Source organism: Vibrio sp. FF145 (assembly GCF_041439075.1).
In the GTDB taxonomy this organism is placed as follows: Bacteria; Pseudomonadota; Gammaproteobacteria; order Enterobacterales; family Vibrionaceae; genus Vibrio; species Vibrio tasmaniensis_A.
Genome location: NZ_JBGONH010000071.1, coordinates 1 through 19,928, shown reverse-complemented (window position 1 = coordinate 19,928; position 19,928 = coordinate 1). Strand labels below are relative to the sequence as shown.

Sequence of the window (19,928 nt, the reverse complement as noted above, 5' to 3'; positions counted from 1 at the left end):
AAGGCATGACAGAATCGGTTGGTACTTATCCCGTCATGTTCCCTCAGTAATGACAACTGGTCAATCTTAATGTGTCAATCTTAATGTGTCAATCTTAATGCGAGCACCAAACAATTCTGTCGTCCCTTAGCCTTGGCACTCGTAATACACCTCCTTTGTAACCTGTCACCTTATTCCTGATTTCATTCTACCGAACAAAAGCGCCTCACTCAGTGTGGGCGCTTTTTTGTTTTCCTTCACAAGGAGTTTTTCTATGTCTACGACTCGTGGTGGTCAAATCACTTTCCATAACATTCGAATGTGGTGGCAAGTGAACGTAACCACAATCAAGTACCTCAATATCTTCGCGGCCTTGCTCGGGCTTATCACTACTTACCTCCTCACCTCGGCCAGCACATTAACCGGTGCCTACTACTACAGTCTATTTTGGCTATTCAACAAATTAGGTTTTAGCCTAAAGCGCAACGTAGTGGTCGAATGGGAAGATCAACGCTACAGCAGCACCCTTGGCCAACAACTGCAAAACCCCATCTTGTCACAGTGCTACCAAGAATTGCTGCAAGCCCTGTTCATTGGCCTACTGGTCTCTGTGGCCACTTCCACCGTGCTGTTTGTGATTATCAACCACTGGTTTAAGAGAAAAGGGCAAGAGCAAAGCGAAGATAACCACATTCGCGGCTTTCAATTGGCTGAGCCTAAAGCCGTCACCGCAGAGCTGAAAAAGAAGAAAAAACTCTCTCCTTTTGCACTCGATGGTCACAAGCTTTTTGTTGATAGGTTTGAGGTCAAGCACTTAATGATTGACGGCACCACAGGCGCAGGTAAATCCGTTGCGATTCGCAAGTTATTGCGCTGGATACGGGCGCGAGGCGATAAAGCCATCATCTACGATAAAGGCTGCGATTTTGTCAGTAAATTCTATGACCCTCATAAAGACGTGATTTTAAATCCCTTCGATGAGCGTTGCGCTGCATGGGATATTTGGAGTGATGCCAAAGAAGCCCCTGACTTTGAATCGCTCGCGGCCGCGCTTATTCCGCAACACGGCGAAGGCGACCCGTTTTGGGTGGATTCCGCACGAACCATTTTCGCAGCAACCACCTATCAAATGATGATCGATGACAAACACAAATGTACCATTGAAAATTTGCTGCACATTATCTTAACGTCGGAGCTTTCCACGCTAGGTGAACACTTAAAAGACACCGAAGCTAGCTCCCTCGTCTCGAAAAGTATCGAGAAGACAGCTATCTCCATCAAATCGGTACTAGCGACTTACATTAAGTCATTACGTTACTTACATGGTTTGGATGAAAAAGACGCACAAGGCCACCATAAACGGGCGCCATTTTCGATCACAGATTGGGTGCAAGATGAATCCCAGCAAGGATTTTTATTCCTATCGAGTAACGCAAGACAACACACCGCACTCAGACCACTGATCTCGATGTGGCTTGCGATTGCCTCCAACGCCATTCTAGGAATGGAGCCCGATGACGACCGCCGAATTTGGGTGATCATCGATGAAATGCCTACGTTACATAAACTGCCTGAACTCACGCACATTATTTCTGAAGTGCGTAAATTTGGAGGATGTTATTTACTGGGTTTGCAATCTTACGCTCAATTAGAAACCACTTACGGGCGCAACGCGGCGAGAGTCATTTTTGATTTGCTCAACACGCGCTTTTTCTTCCGCGCCCCTTCAAAAGCGATGGCCACCATTTCCTCGGATGATCTTGGTGAGCAAGAAATCGATATCTCACGAGAAAATATTTCTTACGGGGCGAACGCACTGCGTGACGGTGTCTCACTTGGCCACCAAAACAAAACGCGTCCTGTGGTTTCTCCTGCCCAAATCCAAGGTTTGGATGATTTAGAGTGTTACTTACGCACCCCTAACTCCATGCTCATCACTAAGCTGCAACTGAAGTACGACCGCATGAGCAATCTCCAACCCTCCTTCATCAAACGCAACCTACCAGGCGGGAAAGCAATGGAGAGTATCGACCAAGCCTTGATTTTTCATGAGTTAATTGCTTTGCATGAACTCGATGAAACCCAAAGAAACCGATTACTCGCCATTCAGCAAAGTACCTATGAAAACGAAGAAGAGCAGCAGCAAACCAGAACCCATCAAAAACAAACCCTTGCCAAAGCACCGAAAAAGGAAAACCCGACCAATAACGCTGCCCAAAACCAACAGCTCGCTGAAAACACACAAAATGCACTACAGCGAGAAACCGAAGAGGCGTCCATGACACAAGCAGAAACGGGCGAGATGTACGATTAACCACACGAAATGAAACATCAAGGAACATTTAGAGACCGAACACAATCTTACCCTCCCCTGTAAAAACCCTTTACCACCCTTTCATTCACATCAACGCCGTCCGCTAACCCATTCGTACCACACCCAACTCACCGGCATTCCGCTGACGTGGCGGCTTTGCTGCGCCCCAAAAAAAGGAGAACACCTTATGATGTCCATTAGCCCTCTTAAATCCGCCTCTGGCGCCGCCAAGTATTACTTAAACGAAGAAAACACCCAAGAGACCCCTGACATTTCTCTCGAAAAAGACAGCAACGACAACTACTACCTCAAAGAAAACAGTACCAATGAAAACACCTTTTGGCATGGTCAGTTAGCCGAAGAAGCAGGCCTACTCGGTAAACCGGTTGACCAAAAAACGTTAGAGTCCGTTTTATCTGGACACCTAGGCCATGAAACCATCAAAGGCAAACGCGACGATCATAAATCGGGGTTTGACCTAACCTTTTCTGCGCCAAAATCGGTCAGTATACTTGCTCTCGTCGGGGGTGACACACGTTTAATCGATGCGCATAACACGGCGGTCAAATTCGCGCTCTCGCAATTAGAAAAAGACGTAGCACAAGCCACGCACATCAATGACGAAGGCGCTCGTGAGTTCATCAATACCGAATCCATGGCCTTTGCGGTCGTGCGCCATAAAACCAGTCGTGAAAACGACCCACAACTCCATTCCCACGCTTTGACGGCAAACATGACGCGCGACAAAGAAGGGCAACTGCGTACACTCGCCTCTTCTCTCAAACAAAAAGGCGGCGTCATCAATGGAACAGGCGAGCGCATTTACCACTTCCAAAAGTACTACACCGCTCTTTACCAGAGTCAGCTTGCCAAAGAGAGCGAACAAATGGGTTATCAAATGCAAGGATTGGGTAACGGCCAATTTGAAGCCAAAGGCCTCCCTCAAATCCTCCTTGATACGTTTTCTACTCGCAAACAACAGCTCGACCAACAAGCCTTAGATTTTGGGGGGACGCAAGCGGCAAAAGATGTAGCCGCACTCGATACTCGCAAAGCCAAAACCTACGAAAGTGAGGCCGAGCTCAATACTCGCTGGCAACAAACGGTGTGCAACAAAGGCTATCAGCCCAAAGACTTGGTTAAAAACGCCCTCGGCATCGCTCAACAAGAGCATCACCCTGAACAAATCGCTAAAGACGCGTTTAGTCGCGCCGTTGAACACTTGGGGCAATACAACACGGCACTAAAACTGCAAAAGATCATAGAATTAGCCGCGGCCGAGTTTACCAAGGGCGGCGTACAAGCCAATGCAATCGACCTTAAAGTGGTCGCAGACCAATGGGTGAAAGACGGGGCGCTTCTCCCCCTTTCCATGAAAGGTCAATACACCACTCAAACCATGCTGAAAACCGAACAAGCGTTAATGGCGGCCAGCAAAGGGCGTACGCACCATATGCGTACTCCCGTCAATGACGCTACGTTAGATAAACTGACCCTCACTCAAGGCAACTGCCAAAAGGTGGCGGACATTTACCAGTCCACCAAACAGTTTCATGTGGTCAATGTGTTTGGCAACAGTGAGCAAATCGCGCAAAACCTATTGAACGTCGGCAACCATGTCGGTAAACGTGTCCACTTAGTGTCACAAAACGCCAAAGACAAACACCGTCATAGCCAAACCATCCAACGTGAAAGTCATACGGTCGCAGCCTGGGTAAAACACCGGTTTCAAGAAGAGCATCGTCACTCTGTCCATAGTTTGTTGCACTCCGACCTACCAATGACCAACAAAGATGTCCTTCTCGTCGACAGCGCCCACAAAATGAGCGCGAATGAGTTGATCGCTTTAAACGCAAAAGCTAAGGGATCGGGGAGCAAAGTCATCTTGCTGAACAACACGTCCAGTCGCCAAGGTTTTAAAGCCTATAACGCCATCGAGCTTTACCGCAAAGGCAACGTCGTCTCGCACTCTTGGGTAGACAGCAAACAGATAGACAGTAAGGTTGCCTTGCACGACAGTGATACGCGCACCCTCGCCAGAGCTTATACCTACTTATCAAACAAAGAAGACACACAAGTGCTGGCGACTTCTCACGTTGAACAACGACGATTGACGGACGCGATCCGGACCTCTCTACAGAACCAGGGTCAACTTGCCCGCAGCGGCATCACCTTGTTGACTCAGCAACCTCATTATTTGTCTAAACCCCAACAGGAGTTAGCGCAACACTACAAGCCGGGCATGACCCTTCGCCATTGGGAAGACGGAAAACCTCAAGAGTTAGTGGTTTCCACATCGGATAAGACAAACAATCGAGTCCATGTACTCAGCAAAACCGATGGACAAGAATACACCCTCGATCCCGCTTCCACCGGATTCAAAGCCCTCAACATGCAGGTCTTTAAACCTGAATCGTTGCAAGTTAACCAAGGTGAACGCCTCATAACCACCAGTAAGCACTTTCCATCTGGGTTGAACGCCAATGAACGTTACGTGGTCACAGGATTATCTAAAGAAACCCTGACGTTAACGGACACGCAAGGCGAATCGAAAACCATCCCCGCTGAAGCCCTGAAAGACGCACCACTAAAATACGACTATGTGCATTCCGCCAGTCATATCGAACCAAGGCCGCACACTCTTATTTCAGGCAAAACCTTTACGCTCTCCAAAGCGCTCTTCCATGATCTGACCGAGAAAAGCGCGCGCATCGATGTGTTTACCGACAACCCCGATAAAGCCCAGGCCGCGCTTGAGAAAAGCGAAGTGAAGCTTTCTGCCATCGAGCGAGTGATGCACACTCAAAGCGTCAACGACCGCTACCTGACTGACACCACCGCTATCACCGTCAAAAGCGACATCCAGCAAGCCCTCACTCTCTTAAACAAAGAGCAAAATTCACCACTGCAAGAGAAAGCGTTGAACTTTGCCCTGAGTCATCTTTCTGAAAAAGAAGCGGCGTTTACACAAAAAGAGTTAGTCGTCGAAGCGATCCGTTACGCTTTTGAAGAGGCCAATCAACCGATAATCAAAGATCAAATTGAAACAGAGCTCGCCAAGCGCAGTGACACCCTCTCTGCCGAATACAGCGACGGCACACGCTGGACCACCCAAGCGGCGCTCGATACCGAAAAGCACATCTTGCGGAACATTGAGCAAGGGAAAAATCAACACAAGCCGTTTGCCACCCACAGACAAGTCAGAGATTATCTCGATGCACAGCCTCGCCTTACCCAAGGGCAAAAGGACGGCATCACCCTTATCTCAACGACCAAAGACAGTTTTGTGGCCGTGCAAGGTTTAGCGGGCACCGGTAAATCCACCCTACTCGAATCCAACATTGAATTGATTCAACACGCTAGCCAAGCCAGTAAACACTCACCTTCACAAATCATAGGTATTGCACCAACGCACGCCGCCGTCAGCGAACTGGAAAGCAAAGGGATACAAGCGCAAACGCTGGAAAGCTTACTGACCGACCTAAGACGTGGCATCACCTTACCAGAGGACTACAAAAACACGCTGTTCTTCCTCGATGAAAGCTCCATGGTCAGCAACCAACAAGCCAAAGAGCTCACCGACCTTGTATTACAAAGCGGCTCCAAAGCCACCTTACTTGGGGATAAAGAGCAGCTGCTTTCTCTTAATGCCGGTAAACCGTTTGAATTGAGCATGAGACAAGGACTCATCGATACGGCTTTTATGACCGACATCATTCGTCAGAAGAATGAAATACTGCTTGGTGCCGTACACAACATTGTGGATAAGCAGCCACACAGCGCCCTCGATAAACTCTCTCAGCAAAGCCCTGATACACTCGGTAGCACGCAACATATTATCTCCACCCTCGATGAGAGTGCGAAAGACCAAAGCAAAGCACAGCTTATTGCCACCGAAAAGCTGCCTTACGCTGTAGCACAGGACTACCTTGCCCGTACGCCCGAAACGCGAGAAAACACGCTTATCATTGCTTACACGAATAACGAGCGTGACCACATCACTGAGCACATTCGTGTCGGACTGATGAAAACACAAGAGATAGGCCAAGAGAACATCATCACCACCCGATTGCGCTCTACAGGTGAGAGCAAAGAAGAGTTAGCCACCATGATGCCTTATCAGAAAGGGCTCATTTTAAGCACCAAGCAAGGAGAGTACGACATCATTACCCACATTGATTCGGAGCACGGAGTGGTGACACTTCAAGACGTGAATACAGGTAAGACAAAACCGTTTTTGCCACGTAACAAAGACCACAAATACACGTCACTCTTCGCTCAATCAGAAAAGCCGCTTTCAACCGGTGATAAAATCATGACCCGCTTTACCGACAAAGCGCGAGGCATTAAAGCCAATGTGGAATACACCATCAGCCGTGCCACCAAGGAAGAAATCACCGCGCTTTCGAAAGAAGGGCAAACGTTAAACCTCAATCCAAACCAACTCAAAGATGGGCATTGGGATTACGCTTACACCAGAACTGCGGACATGGCGCAAGGAGCGACGTATCAGTACGTCATTACCACTCTCAAAGGCAAAGGCGCACTGACGAACTTAAGACGCGCTTACATCGATTTGAGCCGAGCGAGCACTCATGTCAAACTTTTTACCGATAACCCAAAACAGATGATGAAGAGCTGGTTATCAAAAGAGGTCAATAAACACAGTGCCATTGAAACCATCGAAAACATTGCACCACACAGTACCCCTTACTTTAATGACAAAGCTCTGCCTCATGAAGACGTACGTTATCAAAATAGAAACGGAGATTTTGACTACAACCAATTTAAAGAACACATCAACCAAGCGCTCCCTAAATACACCGAAAGCTTAGCCATCAACCTATTGGGACAACCGAACCCATCTAAATCAGACCGTGACTATTTAACCTTTGGTATCGGTAAATCGGCTCTAAAAGTGTCATTAACGGGGGAATATCGAGGGTATTTTAAAGACTATACCACCGGTGAAAAAGGCTCATTAATCAATTTGATGATGAGTCATAAGGAAATAAATTATAAGGAGGCAATGAAAGAAGCCCACAACATCCTTAATGATCCTAATAAATACCAACTCACCGCCAACCCTAAACATGAACAATTACTGACTACTACGCCAAAACACATGGCACAATTTGAAGAGAGAGCGAAAGAATATATACAAACCAGTCAGCCACTCACAGGCACATTAGCCGAAACTTACCTCAATAAATTAGGTATTGAACACCCTAAGAGTGACCATGTTCATTTTCATCAAGCAGTGTACTCCTCGGAGGACCAGACATTTCACTCGGCAATGATAACTAACATTCACGATAAAAAAGGAGAAACAAAAGCGATTGAAGTGACTTATTTAGACGGGCAAGGAAATAAAGATCCGGCACTCGACATCAACCCACGGATATTAGGCACGAAATCCAAACAAATAACGCGATTCCATCAAGGCAGTGATTTGCACACCACCATCATCAGTACCTCAATCGAGAATGCTTTTATTATTAATCAAGCGCATCAAGGCCAATACGACATTATCAATGTCAATCATAAGAATGACATTCAGAATATCTCCACCGATGAACTCAGACAGAACATTGTGATTGTACTGAGTCAAGGAAATACTGATTTAAATCCCAACAACGTTGAAAAAATCATGGCCAACTTTTCAGGGAGAAATATTCAGTTTGTTTCACCTGACGATATGCTTGAGGAAATTAAACAGGGTATTGAACAATACCATCAACAAACGCATCAACAAAAAGAGGAATTCGACACACCCACTCAAGACCATGATTCATTAACCAACGAGCCGGACACTGATATTAATCAACACACAAAAGAAATCAAAGATAAAGAGCTTGAACACTTCGACAGCAAAGAACCCTCCCCTCAAAAAACGTTTGATTTTAATCAGGAGCGTGACAACAACAATGACCAAGATAATAAACTAGATAGAGAGTTAGAGCGGTAGAAAAAGGGGTGTCCAATGGACTACCCTTTTTTTTTGCCTGCCAGAAACTCATCGACTTTATTATCGATATCAGATTTCACCTGTTGCCTAAAGGGTTTGGATTCTTTTTGTTGTCGGAATAATTTTTCACCATCAAAGGTTTGTCCATGAACCACATCAGTGATCGCAGATGAGCCACGAACGACACGATAAATCTCTTCCATCAACGCACGGTTCGATGGACTATCATCCTCACTGTCATTGAGTTTGATGCGCAGTGCCAACATCAAAAGTTGGCGTGTGGCCTCTGCATCACTTAATGCTTCCTTATCCCTAAACGTCTTAAAATCTTGCGCTAACTTTCCACGTAAAGAACTTTGTAGCGGATAAGAACGTGTCATATTGCCCTCCTCAATCCCAATTAAAAGCATTGTTATTCAAATGAAATTTCAATCAATTAATTTTATAAAAGACCCTTCAAGCATTGTCAATAAAGGGCTCAATCAACATTCAATGATTTCCAATTAAAGGACCTTGAAAACGCTCTCATCGCTTTACCTATAAGGGATCAATTAATAATCATTGAAAAAATATATTTATCCATTGAAATTTAATCGGCTAATTAGTGTAATTTCTGAAAATTTTTCCACGTTAATTTAAGCGACTATTATATCTTTAACTTTTTGTTTTTATTATCTTTATGTTTTTCACAGACAACCATTTGCATTGATTTCAATGCGCCGTAGGGTGTGGGATTGGATTGAGGGAAGCAGGGCCACTTCGTTAAACGCTTGCATAATTTGTGCTTTCTCTAAGGCATTATATTATTAGGTAAAGTCGCCCATATTAAAAGGGGTTGGGGTGAAAAATGGATCACACTACTAAAAAGTCACCACACCTTTTAGGAATTCAGGGCCATTCGTAAAACGAAATAACAGTGAAATCTGACTTTAGAAAGGCGATATTGTATCCGTCATTCCGCCCCCAATTTAATAATTAAAATAGTGTTATCCAGCATTCATTTATCAGTAAAAAACGACACTATCTTGACCGCGAGCGGCAGTTTTGATCTTTTATTGGCTTTGATGTGATGAACACACCTCCCTAAAAATTAATTATATTAATTTAATTCCTTTAAAATCCAATCAGATTTACAGTACGATGAAGGGTTCTTACCTGATATTTAAATAGAAGCACAAATTATAGATTAATTTTTTAGATACAAGGTGTATTTAAATGGCGTTCATCGAAGAAATAAAAATACCTCATAGCAACCCCAAAAACAAAGAGTTCTACCAATGGAATATAGCTAATATTATCGAATCTTCCCCTAATTACTTATCGCTCAAAGAAACGTTTGAGTGCTTAGTAGACGACCCCTATTTACAGACAGTGGCGATATTTAGAAAGCGACGTTACTCGATCTGTAAATTCATTAATGGACAGTTCCATTGGGTCGACTCTCCTCCAGTATTTCATCAGGCTCAATTTATTAATTCATATGCTGGAGGTATAAAAAGAAAATTTAAAAGCATAAGCAGTCAAGCAAAAATTTTTAGTGAAAAAATAATTATCCCAATATTGATGAAATATCTATCTAAGAATGAGGCACACATTGGCGTTCATCAAATTCGAATCACTGCTAATGATGACTATAACGGCCTTCCCGCACCTGAAGGTCCTCATCAAGATGGGTTCGACTTCGTCTGTACCCTTTGTATCGACAAGCGCAATATTGCAGGTGGTAACTCAATAGTCCTAAGTGAGGGTGACATAGTTGTGAACAAACAGCTAAACATTGGTGATCTGCTGATTATTGATGATAAACATTTTTACCATTATGTTTCTCCAATAGTCCCTCTTCTTCCCGGCGAGGCACACAGAGACATGTTCATTTTTACGATCAACTGTAAGGGAAATTAAATGAAGCAACTCATCTTGTTAGCCCCACCGAAAATATTACTGCAACACTCTGTTAAATCTTGGATAAAAAGTATTGGCCATGATGCAATTATCTATTCTTGTGCTAATAAAAAGAAGGAATTAGAAAACCATTTTCAAAACGAAATCGAGATCCATTTATATCAAGACTTTAGTAACAATTCTTTAGTCGAACTTGATGTTTATCATAGAGCCTTAAAGTTATCGGCCCCTAGAGTAGCTGCACTTGCTGAAATTGATCTTGAGAGAGCTGCTAGATTAAATGACAAACTTGGGGTAACGCAGGGCTGTTCGCAGAGAATAATCTATTTCAGAGATAAGTATAAGATGAAATCACTTGCTCAAGACAATGGAGCTTTGATCCCAGCAATGTCGCGAGTACATAACGCAATAGAACTCGCTATCTTCATAGAACAATATGGTTACCCTGTTGTTATAAAGCCTTGTGATGGGCGCGGTTCTAATGGCGTTGAAATTTTAAGCAATGAGGGACAACTCAAAGCGTATCTGTTAAGGGCCAAAACGACGAAGTTTTTCAATCTAATGGTAGAGCAATTCATCCAGGGAGAACACTATCAAGTTAATGGACTTATCATTAATGCTAATCCCGTTGTTATCTCGACCAGTAAAGCCTTGGTTTCTTGTTTAGATTTTTTGTCTGGAGCAGTATTTGGATTACAGATGGTTGATCCAAACTCATCTTTGGCAAAAAAAATCAAAGCCTATACTGAATGGCTAATATTTGATGTTTTGCCTTCTGAGAAAACTTTTTTGTTCCACCTAGAAGTATTTGTAACAAAAGATGGCCAAATTATTCTTGGAGAAATCGCTGCTCGTCTCGGAGGTTGTTTCGTCAATGAAGAATTGAAAGAAGCGTGGGGAATAAATTTGAGAATGTCATATCTATCAGCTCTAAGAAACTCAAAACAAGATATCCCAACAATCGATACCCATAAAAAATTGGTCGGCCAGCTGCTCGTTCCGCCCCGAGAAGGCATCTTGTTGGCGGCTCCAGAGACCTGTGATTTAGATTATGTTCTTAAGTACAAACTTTCAGGTTCTGTTTCCCAAAATCATACAACGATGTCATTCACCAATGGCGAGATTATGAGCGCCATTATAAAAGGGGACACAGAAAACGAGGTCAAAGAAAACCTGTCATCACTTAATCAATGGTTCAACGAGCAATCCGAATGGGAAAGTGAAATCAACTCTATAAAACCAGCAACGAGATAAAATTATCATGAAGTTAGCGATTATTGGAAGTGGTTATACTGGGACCTCACTCTTCTCAAGGCTCGAAACCATTTTCACCTCAAATCATTCGTGCATTAACATCGATATGTACGATAGAGCCAATGAAGCTGGTACAGGTCTAGCCTATCAGAAAGATATCAGCTCTAACATTTTGAATAGACCAGCAAAAGCCATGTACATGAATAACAAAAATGACTTTCTTCGTTGGGCAATGTCTTCGTATCCAAATAGTCTAGAAATAACCCCAGAGTCCTTCTTACAACGTTCTTTATTTGGTGACTTTTTAAAAGAAAAGTTGCTTGAGAATATTGAACGCTATAGAGCTTTAGGTTGCCGAATCACAACAATAGCTCTTCAAGTTGAAAATATTCGTAAGACTGAATCCGGTTGGTGCGTAGTCACAAAAAACAACAAAAAGGTTTATGATGCGGTCTTTCTCTGTACAGGAACTAGTGTGGAGGCTGACCCTTACCGACTTATAGGAACTCTAAGATACCTTTCTAATCCTTATCCAATTAATCGCTTGGGTTCATTGACAGGAAGAGTAGGAATATTAGGGAGTAGACTTACCGCTTATGATGTAGCTTTAGGGCTTAATTATTCTAAGGTGACTCATGCGAAAATGCTTTCACGAGCCTCAGATAGACCTAGACCTGTAACCCGTTATCATGACATTGAACTTAAGTACCTCTCACCTGAAAGTACAGAAGCATTCATCAATTCAAGAGACACAATAACACTTGAATCAGTGCTCAATCTCATTAATAGAGAGTTACGCCATCAGGGAATAGAACTAACCATATTTCAGCTAGCCTCCGCCGAGCACCTTGTAAACGGAGACCTAGTAACTAGTGTGCTAACAGCTGCTAACTACTCCTTGTCTCGGCTATGGCAAAACCTCTCCCGCAGTTCGAGAAGTAGATTAATGGGTACTTTCCAAACTCGCTGGGCAAATATGCGAGTCCCAGTCTCCCTGCAAAATCATGCTGCCATTGAGGCGCTTATAGAAAGAGGTAAGGTCTCGCACAGCAAGGGAATTACTAATGTATCATTTTACAATGGTCAATATTGTGTGGAGACAGATAAAGAAAAGTACTTCTTTGATTTCATCATCAATGCTACAGGGATACGACGTTCACTCGATAGAAGTAATCCGGTACTTGATAGCCTGCTAAGTCGGAAACTAGCAAAAGAAAATCAATATGGAGGAATCAATGTTTGTCCATCAACTTGTTCTGTTCTTTCCGAAACTGGTGAAATTCAAATGGGCTTGTATGCTCTTGGTCAGATAACTTGTGGTGATTTTTACATGGTCAATAACATAGATGTGATTAATAACCAAATCTCCACTTTATTGTCATCTTTCAAGCTGAAAAAAGGGGAAACCAAAACATGTATCTAGCCTCATTCATAGCTTTGGTTGGCTCGCTCTTATTTACATATTTCGAGATACCACTAGGTGCAATGTTCGGTGCCCTGATTGCTCTTTTGTTAACGTCAAAAGCAGGGTTTACTCTAGCTCTTCCCAAAAGCACATTGACTGGAGTACAGTTAATCCTTGGTGCCACAGTGGGCTCAATAGTCCCTGTACAGACTCTTTCCAAGGGTTATCCGATATTACTTTTTGTGGGACTCGTCCTTTGTATGTCAGCACAAGTTCTCACCTCGTATCTCTGGCTTTCTAAGCGAGAGAAATGGTCAAAATATGAAAGCCTACTTGGGGCGGTCCCGGGAGCGATGGCCGCGGTTCTTGTCATTAATGAAAATCACAATTCACCTTCTAGTAAAGTAATTTTCACTCACACAGTTCGACTCATTTTCTTAATCATAGCTTCCGCTCTTCTTGTCTCAACGGACAACTCACCAGTTCCTGGGCCGGCTATTTCCTTAGACAACCTTTGGATACTTATACCACTTCTCCTCGCCTACTTTTCAGGTTTACTTCTCGATAAAATTGGTACTCCAGCACCGTATATGGTGACTGGGATGTTAGCAACTATGTTTGTGAACTCTGAGTTACCGTCATACAACTTTCTTGTCCCGACAGAGCTTGTTTTTATTGCAACATCCGCTCTAGGGGCATTAATTGGGATTCGTCTAAAAGATATAACCGTTGTAGATATCTTCTCTTATGCGCGAGCTGGAATTATTGCTACAACGTTAAGTCTTACAGTCACAGTTGTTTTTGCATATATATTCAGTAAGCTAATTGATAAGGAGTTCATAGTACTCTTGATGTCGTGGGTTCCGGGCAGTGTGGAGTCTATGACTGTCGCTGCCATTCATCTTGGGCTAGAGCCTGCATTAATAATGCTTAGTCATATCATTCGCATGATAATGCTTCATTCTATTCCTCTCGGCTTCAATATTTATAAGTATTTACGGAGACAATTATGAAATGGGACATTGGTGTTGGCTTAGTTTCATTAAAAAACCTCAGTTAAGATTGGTTTTTTGCTTTTTCCATTCCTAATAAGCTCTTTTCACTTAAATGCACTTAATTTACCTATTGAAAGAAATTCAATTGGAACTTCCACTCTTCAACGGTATCCAGTCTGTACTTTGTAGTATTGAAGAGCGGAGCTACGCTGCTTCTATCTAAAAACATCAGCAACAATAAAGCTTGAGAAGTACAATATCCTCTCATCATTTTTTGCTTTAAACACATTATTCATCATCGGTAAATCTATCTAATTTCTATTTAGACCGTCAACCTCCCTCGGTAATCACACCACTCCCCAAAAGTGAGCACTAAGGCGATCTTGTCCCAGAGCACGACACCCAGATCACGGTGATCACATGAGTCGCGACGACATACTGACTCAGAGTTGGACAGAAATCGTTTAGTGGTATTACTCTAAACGACTTACGCCAGATTAGAAAAAGTATCTTGAAACCTTAAACACTTATTAAGTTCATTTTTTCGGTCTTACTTCTTGCTCGTTTGGATTATAAAAAAAGTTAATATTGTTTACGGAGAAATCCGTGTCTTCTGGTAGAGCTGCACCTAAATAAATTTGTTGTAGTACCGCACCAAATACCATTATTGCTTGATAAGTCGTATGCTGAAACACGCCATCTGCACTATGGCTAGATTCATTACCTAGCCACTTAATTGCTTCAAGTGCTCCAATACATTTACGCTCTACTTTCCCCAATTTTTTACATTTATCTAAACGTTCTTGTAGTGGAATAGGTTTTGGATACCCTTTACTACTAAGGACGGCTACACCGCTTTTAGTTCTATGCTGCTCAATACCCAATTGAGTCAATAGCTCTTCAACAGCAACTCTCAGTTTGTTGCCACACGATGCTTGTTCAACCCAGAAAAGTGAAAATACTAACTCCAACAACATTCTGATTTTGTATGGATATTTGGGGTCTAAAGGAAAAAAATCAGGTGCTGGATCTATGTATGTGGGTGTAAATAACATTTCGTACCCACAGTCCTCATCAGAGTAAAACTCACCTGACATCACAAGAATGCCCACATCAGCACATTCCTGATTTTGACACAGTAAGTCTGATCGTAAGATTGTCCTTGTATCCCCACCAGTTCGAGCCTCTGCTATCTGACGAATTTTTAGTTCGCCAACGGGACTCATATCCCCCTGATTACATGATGGACATTTAAATGCGGGAATTTGCTCTTGTGAATATAAAATACCCTGTTTCAATTATCTTTCTCCATAAACTTAACACCGCATTAAGGGGGAATAACGCCTCCCACCTAACTAAACCAATGTGCCGTAGACACTTAAGCTGAAGCAAACCAAAAATGCCGAACATTAGGAATCCACATTAAACACTTTGATGGTCTTTGAATGCCGCTACATTTTCCCGAAGAGAACTTTCTCGTATTGACCTCCTCTCAGGTTTTATTGGCCAACATAGAGTCTGGCTTATCAACTCACAGTGTTGCAGTCGTAATAACCGTTAGTCATAACGAACTGTAACGCCCATGGACAGAAGTGAGCTAGATCCTTGACTCTAGCTCAGCCTATTAGACTTAAAAAATGACCTCTAACTAAATCAGTATGATTTCATCTTCATCAAACCATTCAGCATCAATAGCACGATTCTTGACTGCTAAAGGCTCTTGTGAGTAAGCAACAACAGCAAGGCTCTTCTCCGCCCTACTGCATATTACATAGAACAGCCGTCTGGTTCTGGATAAGACGGAGTCTATACCATTCGCCTCATTTTTCTTATCTGTAGCCGACAGATTTTCAGCGCCAAAGAGCTTCTCATACTTGAAAAGAAAGCCCTTTGAGTCTTTGTCATCTATTACTGCCAAAATGCGATCAAATTCCAACCCTTTAACTCCCTGATGAGTAGTAAAACCTAGCTCGTCGGCCACATATTTTGCATAGTTTTCAACGTGACTCAGTCTTGCATCAAGTGCTGTATCCCAAGCTTTTTGGATGGAAGGTGACTCAACGCCCTCTACGAGATCTGCGATACCTTCCAGTAAAAGGTCGTTCAAGATATCGGGGATTTCTAACAGTTGATTCTTCTCTATTAATGACAATAATTCTCTGAGGCTAATGTCATTTTTCAGCAAAGCTCTAACCTTACTCACTGCATCTTCCACAGAAGCTAATAGCGCTATCGGATCTGCAAGGAAGTCTTTATTCTCTCCCCCTATCAAATGAGAATGTTTCTTAATAATTCTCATAACTTCAAAGTCATTTTCTTTACGAATCGCATTAGCCAAAGGTAGAACCTGATGAGTACAAAATTTAAATGTTGAACTCGTTCCGTTTAGTAATGAATCTCTGAGGCTATCCTCCGCTGACAGTGGAGTGAAAAACTCGTCAAACTCTCCTCTACGAGCTGCCATGGCATGTTCAAGCGTTAACGTTTTTACCTGACTAACATCTTTCCAATTCTCATCATCAGTTATCGTCTTCATCTGCTCTCTTATACGAGCCTCAACTTCTGATTTATTTTCATTGGGTGTCTGGGCAATAAATAAGCGAACAATACCTTCTTCTGCATCTGGCTTTGCAGTTTGTTGTTTACCATCATCCTCATGCCTAATTTTATTAATCAGCTTGATAACCCTTTTGGGGCTCCGAAAGTTGGTTTTCTTTTCGGGTGTTTTCCAGTTCTCAGGTAGACTTGTCGCTAAGTCTTCTTTACCTCCGCTATAAATTCTCTGCATAAGGTCACCAAAAAGACCTAAAGAAAAGCAGCCTGAATTATTTTTCTGGGTCTGTATAAATGCATCCATCAGACCTTTATTTGTATCCTGACTCTCGTCAATCAGTAGTATAGGGAACTTGTTAACTAACACTTTTTGGAACAGTGGCTGTTCAGTTAAAAATTCAGTGGCAATTTTGATTACCTCTGCATGTGTCAAAGACCCTGTAGTCAACCGTGTGCTAGTTGGGCTGTATGTAAAATTCTGTACTATATCGAGTTTTTCTAACCGTTTTAATTTTGAATCTCTACTTCGAGCGTTCTTTACTGCCGTCTTACCAGATTTGTCTTTTGCTTTATAAATTTTTTCTTGTAAATCATCAATACTTGCTTTTAGGTCGGCTTCCAACCATATTTTTATATCGCTCGTAAATGGCTGAATTAACTCCCAAACAAAGCTGTGTATGGTAGAGACAGCAAATATTGGATCGTATTGAAGGCGATGCTTAATTTCTTCACAAGCAGCATTAGTGTAGGTGATAACGGCAATGCGCTGTCCTGCTTTTATAAACCTATTAAGGTCATTGTCACGTACTGCCTGAAGAACATTTACAAGAGTTCTGGTTTTACCCGATCCAGCTCCAGCAAATAATAAAAAACTAGTAGGGTTGTCAAGGTTTAGATATTGATAAATCTCTTTATCAACCTCTTGAAGACTATGAGTATCTACCATCTCAGAACTCCTCCAAGGCTTCGGGTTCTTCAACCTCTTCAGGTTCTGCAAAGACAAATTCTTGGTCAGTATTGCTCAGCTCCTTTTCCAACCACTGAAGCCCTTCATCAATATAGGTTGGAACTTTTAGCTTTTTAGGATCAACATCATACAAAAGATCCAATGCCATCTTCGCCTTTTCACCATCTAAGGCTTTATATAGAGCAGCCGCACATTCTTCCAAAGAAACCTTCATCGTCGCTTCGTGCATCTTTTTGACCATCCCAGTTGAGCTAGTCAAGTCTCGAAATAGTTGAATGTTACTGAGTGCTATTGCATCCTCAAACGTGTATGGAATCGCTTCCTCTTCTTTACCATCTGTATGATATTTGATCATGAAACCATATTGATATGCAGCTCTGACATTACCTTTAACTTTCTTATCATTTGAAAGATCCAGTACGTCATCCAGACTTAAGTCTTTCAGTTCAAACCACTCCCTAAGCGTATCACTGCCATACTTATAATCATTATTTCTTGCAGGCTGAACCTTCTTGCCATCCACGCCCTTCGCATCTGTATCGGTAATCACCAAAGTAGGTAAGGCTAGAGTATCGATTAGTGGTTTCAAACGTTGAGCGTGCGCACCACCAACCTCTAGTATTGATAAATAGCTACTTCGTAGCTCAGGATAATTATAATTAATGAAATGCGGTAGTAGCATTCGCTCTGCTGCACCTTCAACCAGAATGATGCCATTTGCAAAGAAAAGATCGCAGTGGGTAGTCTTGAGGTAACGCGAAACAAACTTCTGAGTGTTAAGAATCTGTTCGTCTTCAGTTGCCTTTTTCTTACCACTTCCAAAAACTGAAGATAAATCGACGACCTCAGCCTCAGGCACATCAGAGATACTAACTGCGGCTTTGCGTTTGAAATAGCGTAGTTTCTCGAATCCAGCTTCATGAGCTATGTAGCTTGAATGGGTACTAAGAACCATCTGCGTAGTAAATTGTTCATCGATATCTTTCCTAAGAACTTCATAGGCTTTGCGTATAAATACTTGTTGAACCTGAGCGTGCAGGTGAGCTTCAGGTTCCTCAACCAATACCAAATGGATTGGTTCTATTGCAACATCATTTGCAGTTCTTCTTTTTTGAGCTTTTCCTATTCGTTGCCACCGATCTCTGAACGTAATCAACTTGAACACAATATGAATAAGGTTTTTGTATCCTAGTCCGTTATATTGCTCTGGTAAGGAGAACGTGTGATTATTAAAACCTTGCTTTTGAATATCAAATATTACGGCAGCATCATGCTCCAACCCTTTAATCGGATTAACGCGACTCGATAGTTTAACATCAGGATCATTGAATCCTGGGTAACCAAGAGCTTGTATTTCGCCCAATGCTCCCTTAAACGACTTGTCTAATTTCTTATCAAACTCTTCCTGAGCTTCCTCAATTGCTTTCAGTGCAGGAAGATCTTCGTCATCAGGTAAATCAGTAGGGTTTAGATGGCGAATGTAGTATTCCTGCAACTGGCTAGACAGGGTAATGCCTGTATTCACTTGCTCACTATTAGGATCTGTGAATCCGCGCTGTGCTTCTATAGTGTCAACTTTAAACAAACCGTTAAAAGGATCGTTCTCTAGTGGAGTGGCTTCCTTTGGCAAATCTTGAGTAGTAGATATTTTTTTAGGGTCTAAGATGTAAGCTCTGATAACAAAGGAATCAGACAATTTTCTATTGAGATAATCTTTCAAGTCCCGAGGCCAAAAAGATAGCTTTGTCTCGTCGGTTCGCAATTCATCTATAGCTCTGAAATCTTGTAAAAAGTTCTCTCTAAGCTTTTCAATATCTTTGGGTTCATATGTTAGTCTGATCCCCAGAGGTTCGCCCTTCCATTTAAGCGTTGGAATTAAATGTGCCACTCTGTGGACATCTTCAACACCAGCATCAAGCCAAACGTCAAGTGAAGGGCAGTACGGAATCCAATCGCTTATATCTTGCCCGTTTAACTCTTTTGGGTCGGTACTAAGCCAAGATTCTGCGTATTGATTTAAAGCCGACCAGTTACTTAAGGTAAAGTCAGTAACTGTAATCTTCCGTGACTTGTCGAGAAAGCATATAAGAGCATCTGTAGCTGAAGTTTTGCCGCTATTGTTTGCACCGACTAGCAGAGTTTCATTATCTGACAGGTTAACCCTACAGTTCTTTAGTTTTCGAAAGTTTTGGATTTGTACAAAATTAATCTTCATGCTTTAGCCTAGCCTTGGTAGCCATCAATTGAACTAGAGAATAATATGAAACCGATCATAATAGTTTGATAGTTCACTCAATCAAGTAAAAAAAGCTTGAAAATTAACTAATTGGCAAGCTTTCAGGTTTGAACTATTCACATTAGTTTTTTCTCGTAAAACTCTGACAGAATAAAAAATATTAACTTGTCTCGCTGACGCGTAATGGGGCAGATCCTAGCTATGTAGCACTTTGATAAAAAAAGTGCCACATATAAAACTTCCGCTCTATGAAGCCTATGGACATTTCCGTGTTACGATTTATGGTGAATGTCGGACTTTCGTATCCGCCCCACGAACCCACGGGGCGACTTGTCAGTGTTTGAAGTTCCAAGGT

At 42.4% G+C, this 19,928-nt stretch carries 10 protein-coding genes; 6 read left to right on the top strand and 4 right to left on the bottom strand.

The genetic code is table 11. The features are described from left to right. The first annotated feature begins 253 nt into the window (after window positions 1-253). On the top strand, window positions 254-2,293 hold the full coding sequence (traD, locus tag ACED42_RS19870) for a type IV conjugative transfer system coupling protein TraD (protein WP_016800260.1): 2,040 nt from the start codon (window positions 254-256) through the stop codon (window positions 2,291-2,293). A gap of 187 nt (window positions 2,294-2,480) precedes the next feature. Then, on the top strand, window positions 2,481-8,261 hold the full coding sequence (gene traI / locus ACED42_RS19865) for a conjugative transfer relaxase/helicase TraI (RefSeq protein ID WP_371703873.1): 5,781 nt from the start codon (window positions 2,481-2,483) through the stop codon (window positions 8,259-8,261). A 20-nt stretch (window positions 8,262-8,281) separates the two neighbouring features. Here traI and ACED42_RS19860 read toward each other — a convergent pair whose 3' ends face one another. Beyond that, window positions 8,282-8,641, bottom strand: a complete 360-nt coding sequence (locus ACED42_RS19860) for a hypothetical protein (protein ID WP_016800258.1) — start codon at window positions 8,639-8,641, stop codon at window positions 8,282-8,284. 835 nt (window positions 8,642-9,476) lie between these two features. Here ACED42_RS19860 and ACED42_RS19855 point away from each other — a divergent pair. Genes ACED42_RS19855 through ACED42_RS19840 form a run of 4 tightly spaced genes read left to right on the top strand, consistent with a single transcriptional unit; the run spans window position 9,477 to window position 13,835 of the window. After that, window positions 9,477-10,163 carry a 2OG-Fe dioxygenase family protein gene (locus tag ACED42_RS19855; RefSeq protein ID WP_076645811.1) on the top strand — a complete coding sequence of 229 codons (687 nt, stop codon included), beginning with the start codon at window positions 9,477-9,479 and terminating at the stop codon, window positions 10,161-10,163. Then, on the top strand, window positions 10,164-11,417 hold the full coding sequence (locus ACED42_RS19850) for an acetyl-CoA carboxylase biotin carboxylase subunit family protein (protein WP_371703871.1): 1,254 nt from the start codon (window positions 10,164-10,166) through the stop codon (window positions 11,415-11,417). Between the two features lie 7 nt (window positions 11,418-11,424). Continuing rightward, window positions 11,425-12,840 (top strand): FAD/NAD(P)-binding protein, encoded by a 1,416-nt coding sequence (locus ACED42_RS19845; RefSeq protein WP_076645809.1) that lies wholly within the window; start codon window positions 11,425-11,427, stop codon window positions 12,838-12,840. Continuing rightward, the gene (locus tag ACED42_RS19840) at window positions 12,831-13,835 is read left to right on the top strand and encodes an AbrB family transcriptional regulator (RefSeq protein ID WP_371703869.1); all 1,005 of its coding nucleotides are present in this window, start codon (window positions 12,831-12,833) and stop codon (window positions 13,833-13,835) included. The genes ACED42_RS19845 and ACED42_RS19840 overlap by 10 nt, the downstream gene beginning before the upstream one ends. A gap of 518 nt (window positions 13,836-14,353) precedes the next feature. Here the strand turns inward: ACED42_RS19840 and ACED42_RS19835 are convergent. From ACED42_RS19835 to ACED42_RS19825, 3 genes are all read right to left on the bottom strand, one after another. Beyond that, complete coding sequence (locus tag ACED42_RS19835) at window positions 14,354-15,115, bottom strand: DUF4145 domain-containing protein (RefSeq protein WP_371703868.1); 762 nt, start codon at window positions 15,113-15,115, stop codon at window positions 14,354-14,356. Window positions 15,116-15,465: 350 nt separating this feature from the next. Next, window positions 15,466-17,316, bottom strand: a complete 1,851-nt coding sequence (locus ACED42_RS19830; RefSeq protein ID WP_371703867.1) for a UvrD-helicase domain-containing protein — start codon at window positions 17,314-17,316, stop codon at window positions 15,466-15,468. A 1-nt stretch (window position 17,317) separates the two neighbouring features. Beyond that, a complete protein-coding gene (locus ACED42_RS19825; protein WP_371703865.1) occupies window positions 17,318-19,552 on the bottom strand; it encodes an ATP-dependent endonuclease in 2,235 nt (744 codons plus the stop codon). Window positions 19,553-19,928: the final 376 nt, after the last annotated feature.

Excerpts from the sequence above, each read along its gene's own strand:
- traD (WP_016800260.1), top strand. The coding sequence starts at position 254 with ATGTCTACGACTCGTGGTGGTCAAATCACTTTCCATAACATTCGAATG.
- traI (WP_371703873.1), top strand. The coding sequence starts at position 2,481 with ATGATGTCCATTAGCCCTCTTAAATCCGCCTCTGGCGCCGCCAAGTAT.
- ACED42_RS19860 (WP_016800258.1), bottom strand. The coding sequence starts at position 8,641 with ATGACACGTTCTTATCCGCTACAAAGTTCTTTACGTGGAAAGTTAGCG.
- ACED42_RS19855 (WP_076645811.1), top strand. The coding sequence starts at position 9,477 with ATGGCGTTCATCGAAGAAATAAAAATACCTCATAGCAACCCCAAAAAC.
- ACED42_RS19850 (WP_371703871.1), top strand. The coding sequence starts at position 10,164 with ATGAAGCAACTCATCTTGTTAGCCCCACCGAAAATATTACTGCAACAC.
- ACED42_RS19845 (WP_076645809.1), top strand. The coding sequence starts at position 11,425 with ATGAAGTTAGCGATTATTGGAAGTGGTTATACTGGGACCTCACTCTTC.
- ACED42_RS19840 (WP_371703869.1), top strand. The coding sequence starts at position 12,831 with ATGTATCTAGCCTCATTCATAGCTTTGGTTGGCTCGCTCTTATTTACA.
- ACED42_RS19830 (WP_371703867.1), bottom strand. The coding sequence starts at position 17,316 with ATGGTAGATACTCATAGTCTTCAAGAGGTTGATAAAGAGATTTATCAA.
- ACED42_RS19825 (WP_371703865.1), bottom strand. The coding sequence starts at position 19,552 with ATGAAGATTAATTTTGTACAAATCCAAAACTTTCGAAAACTAAAGAAC.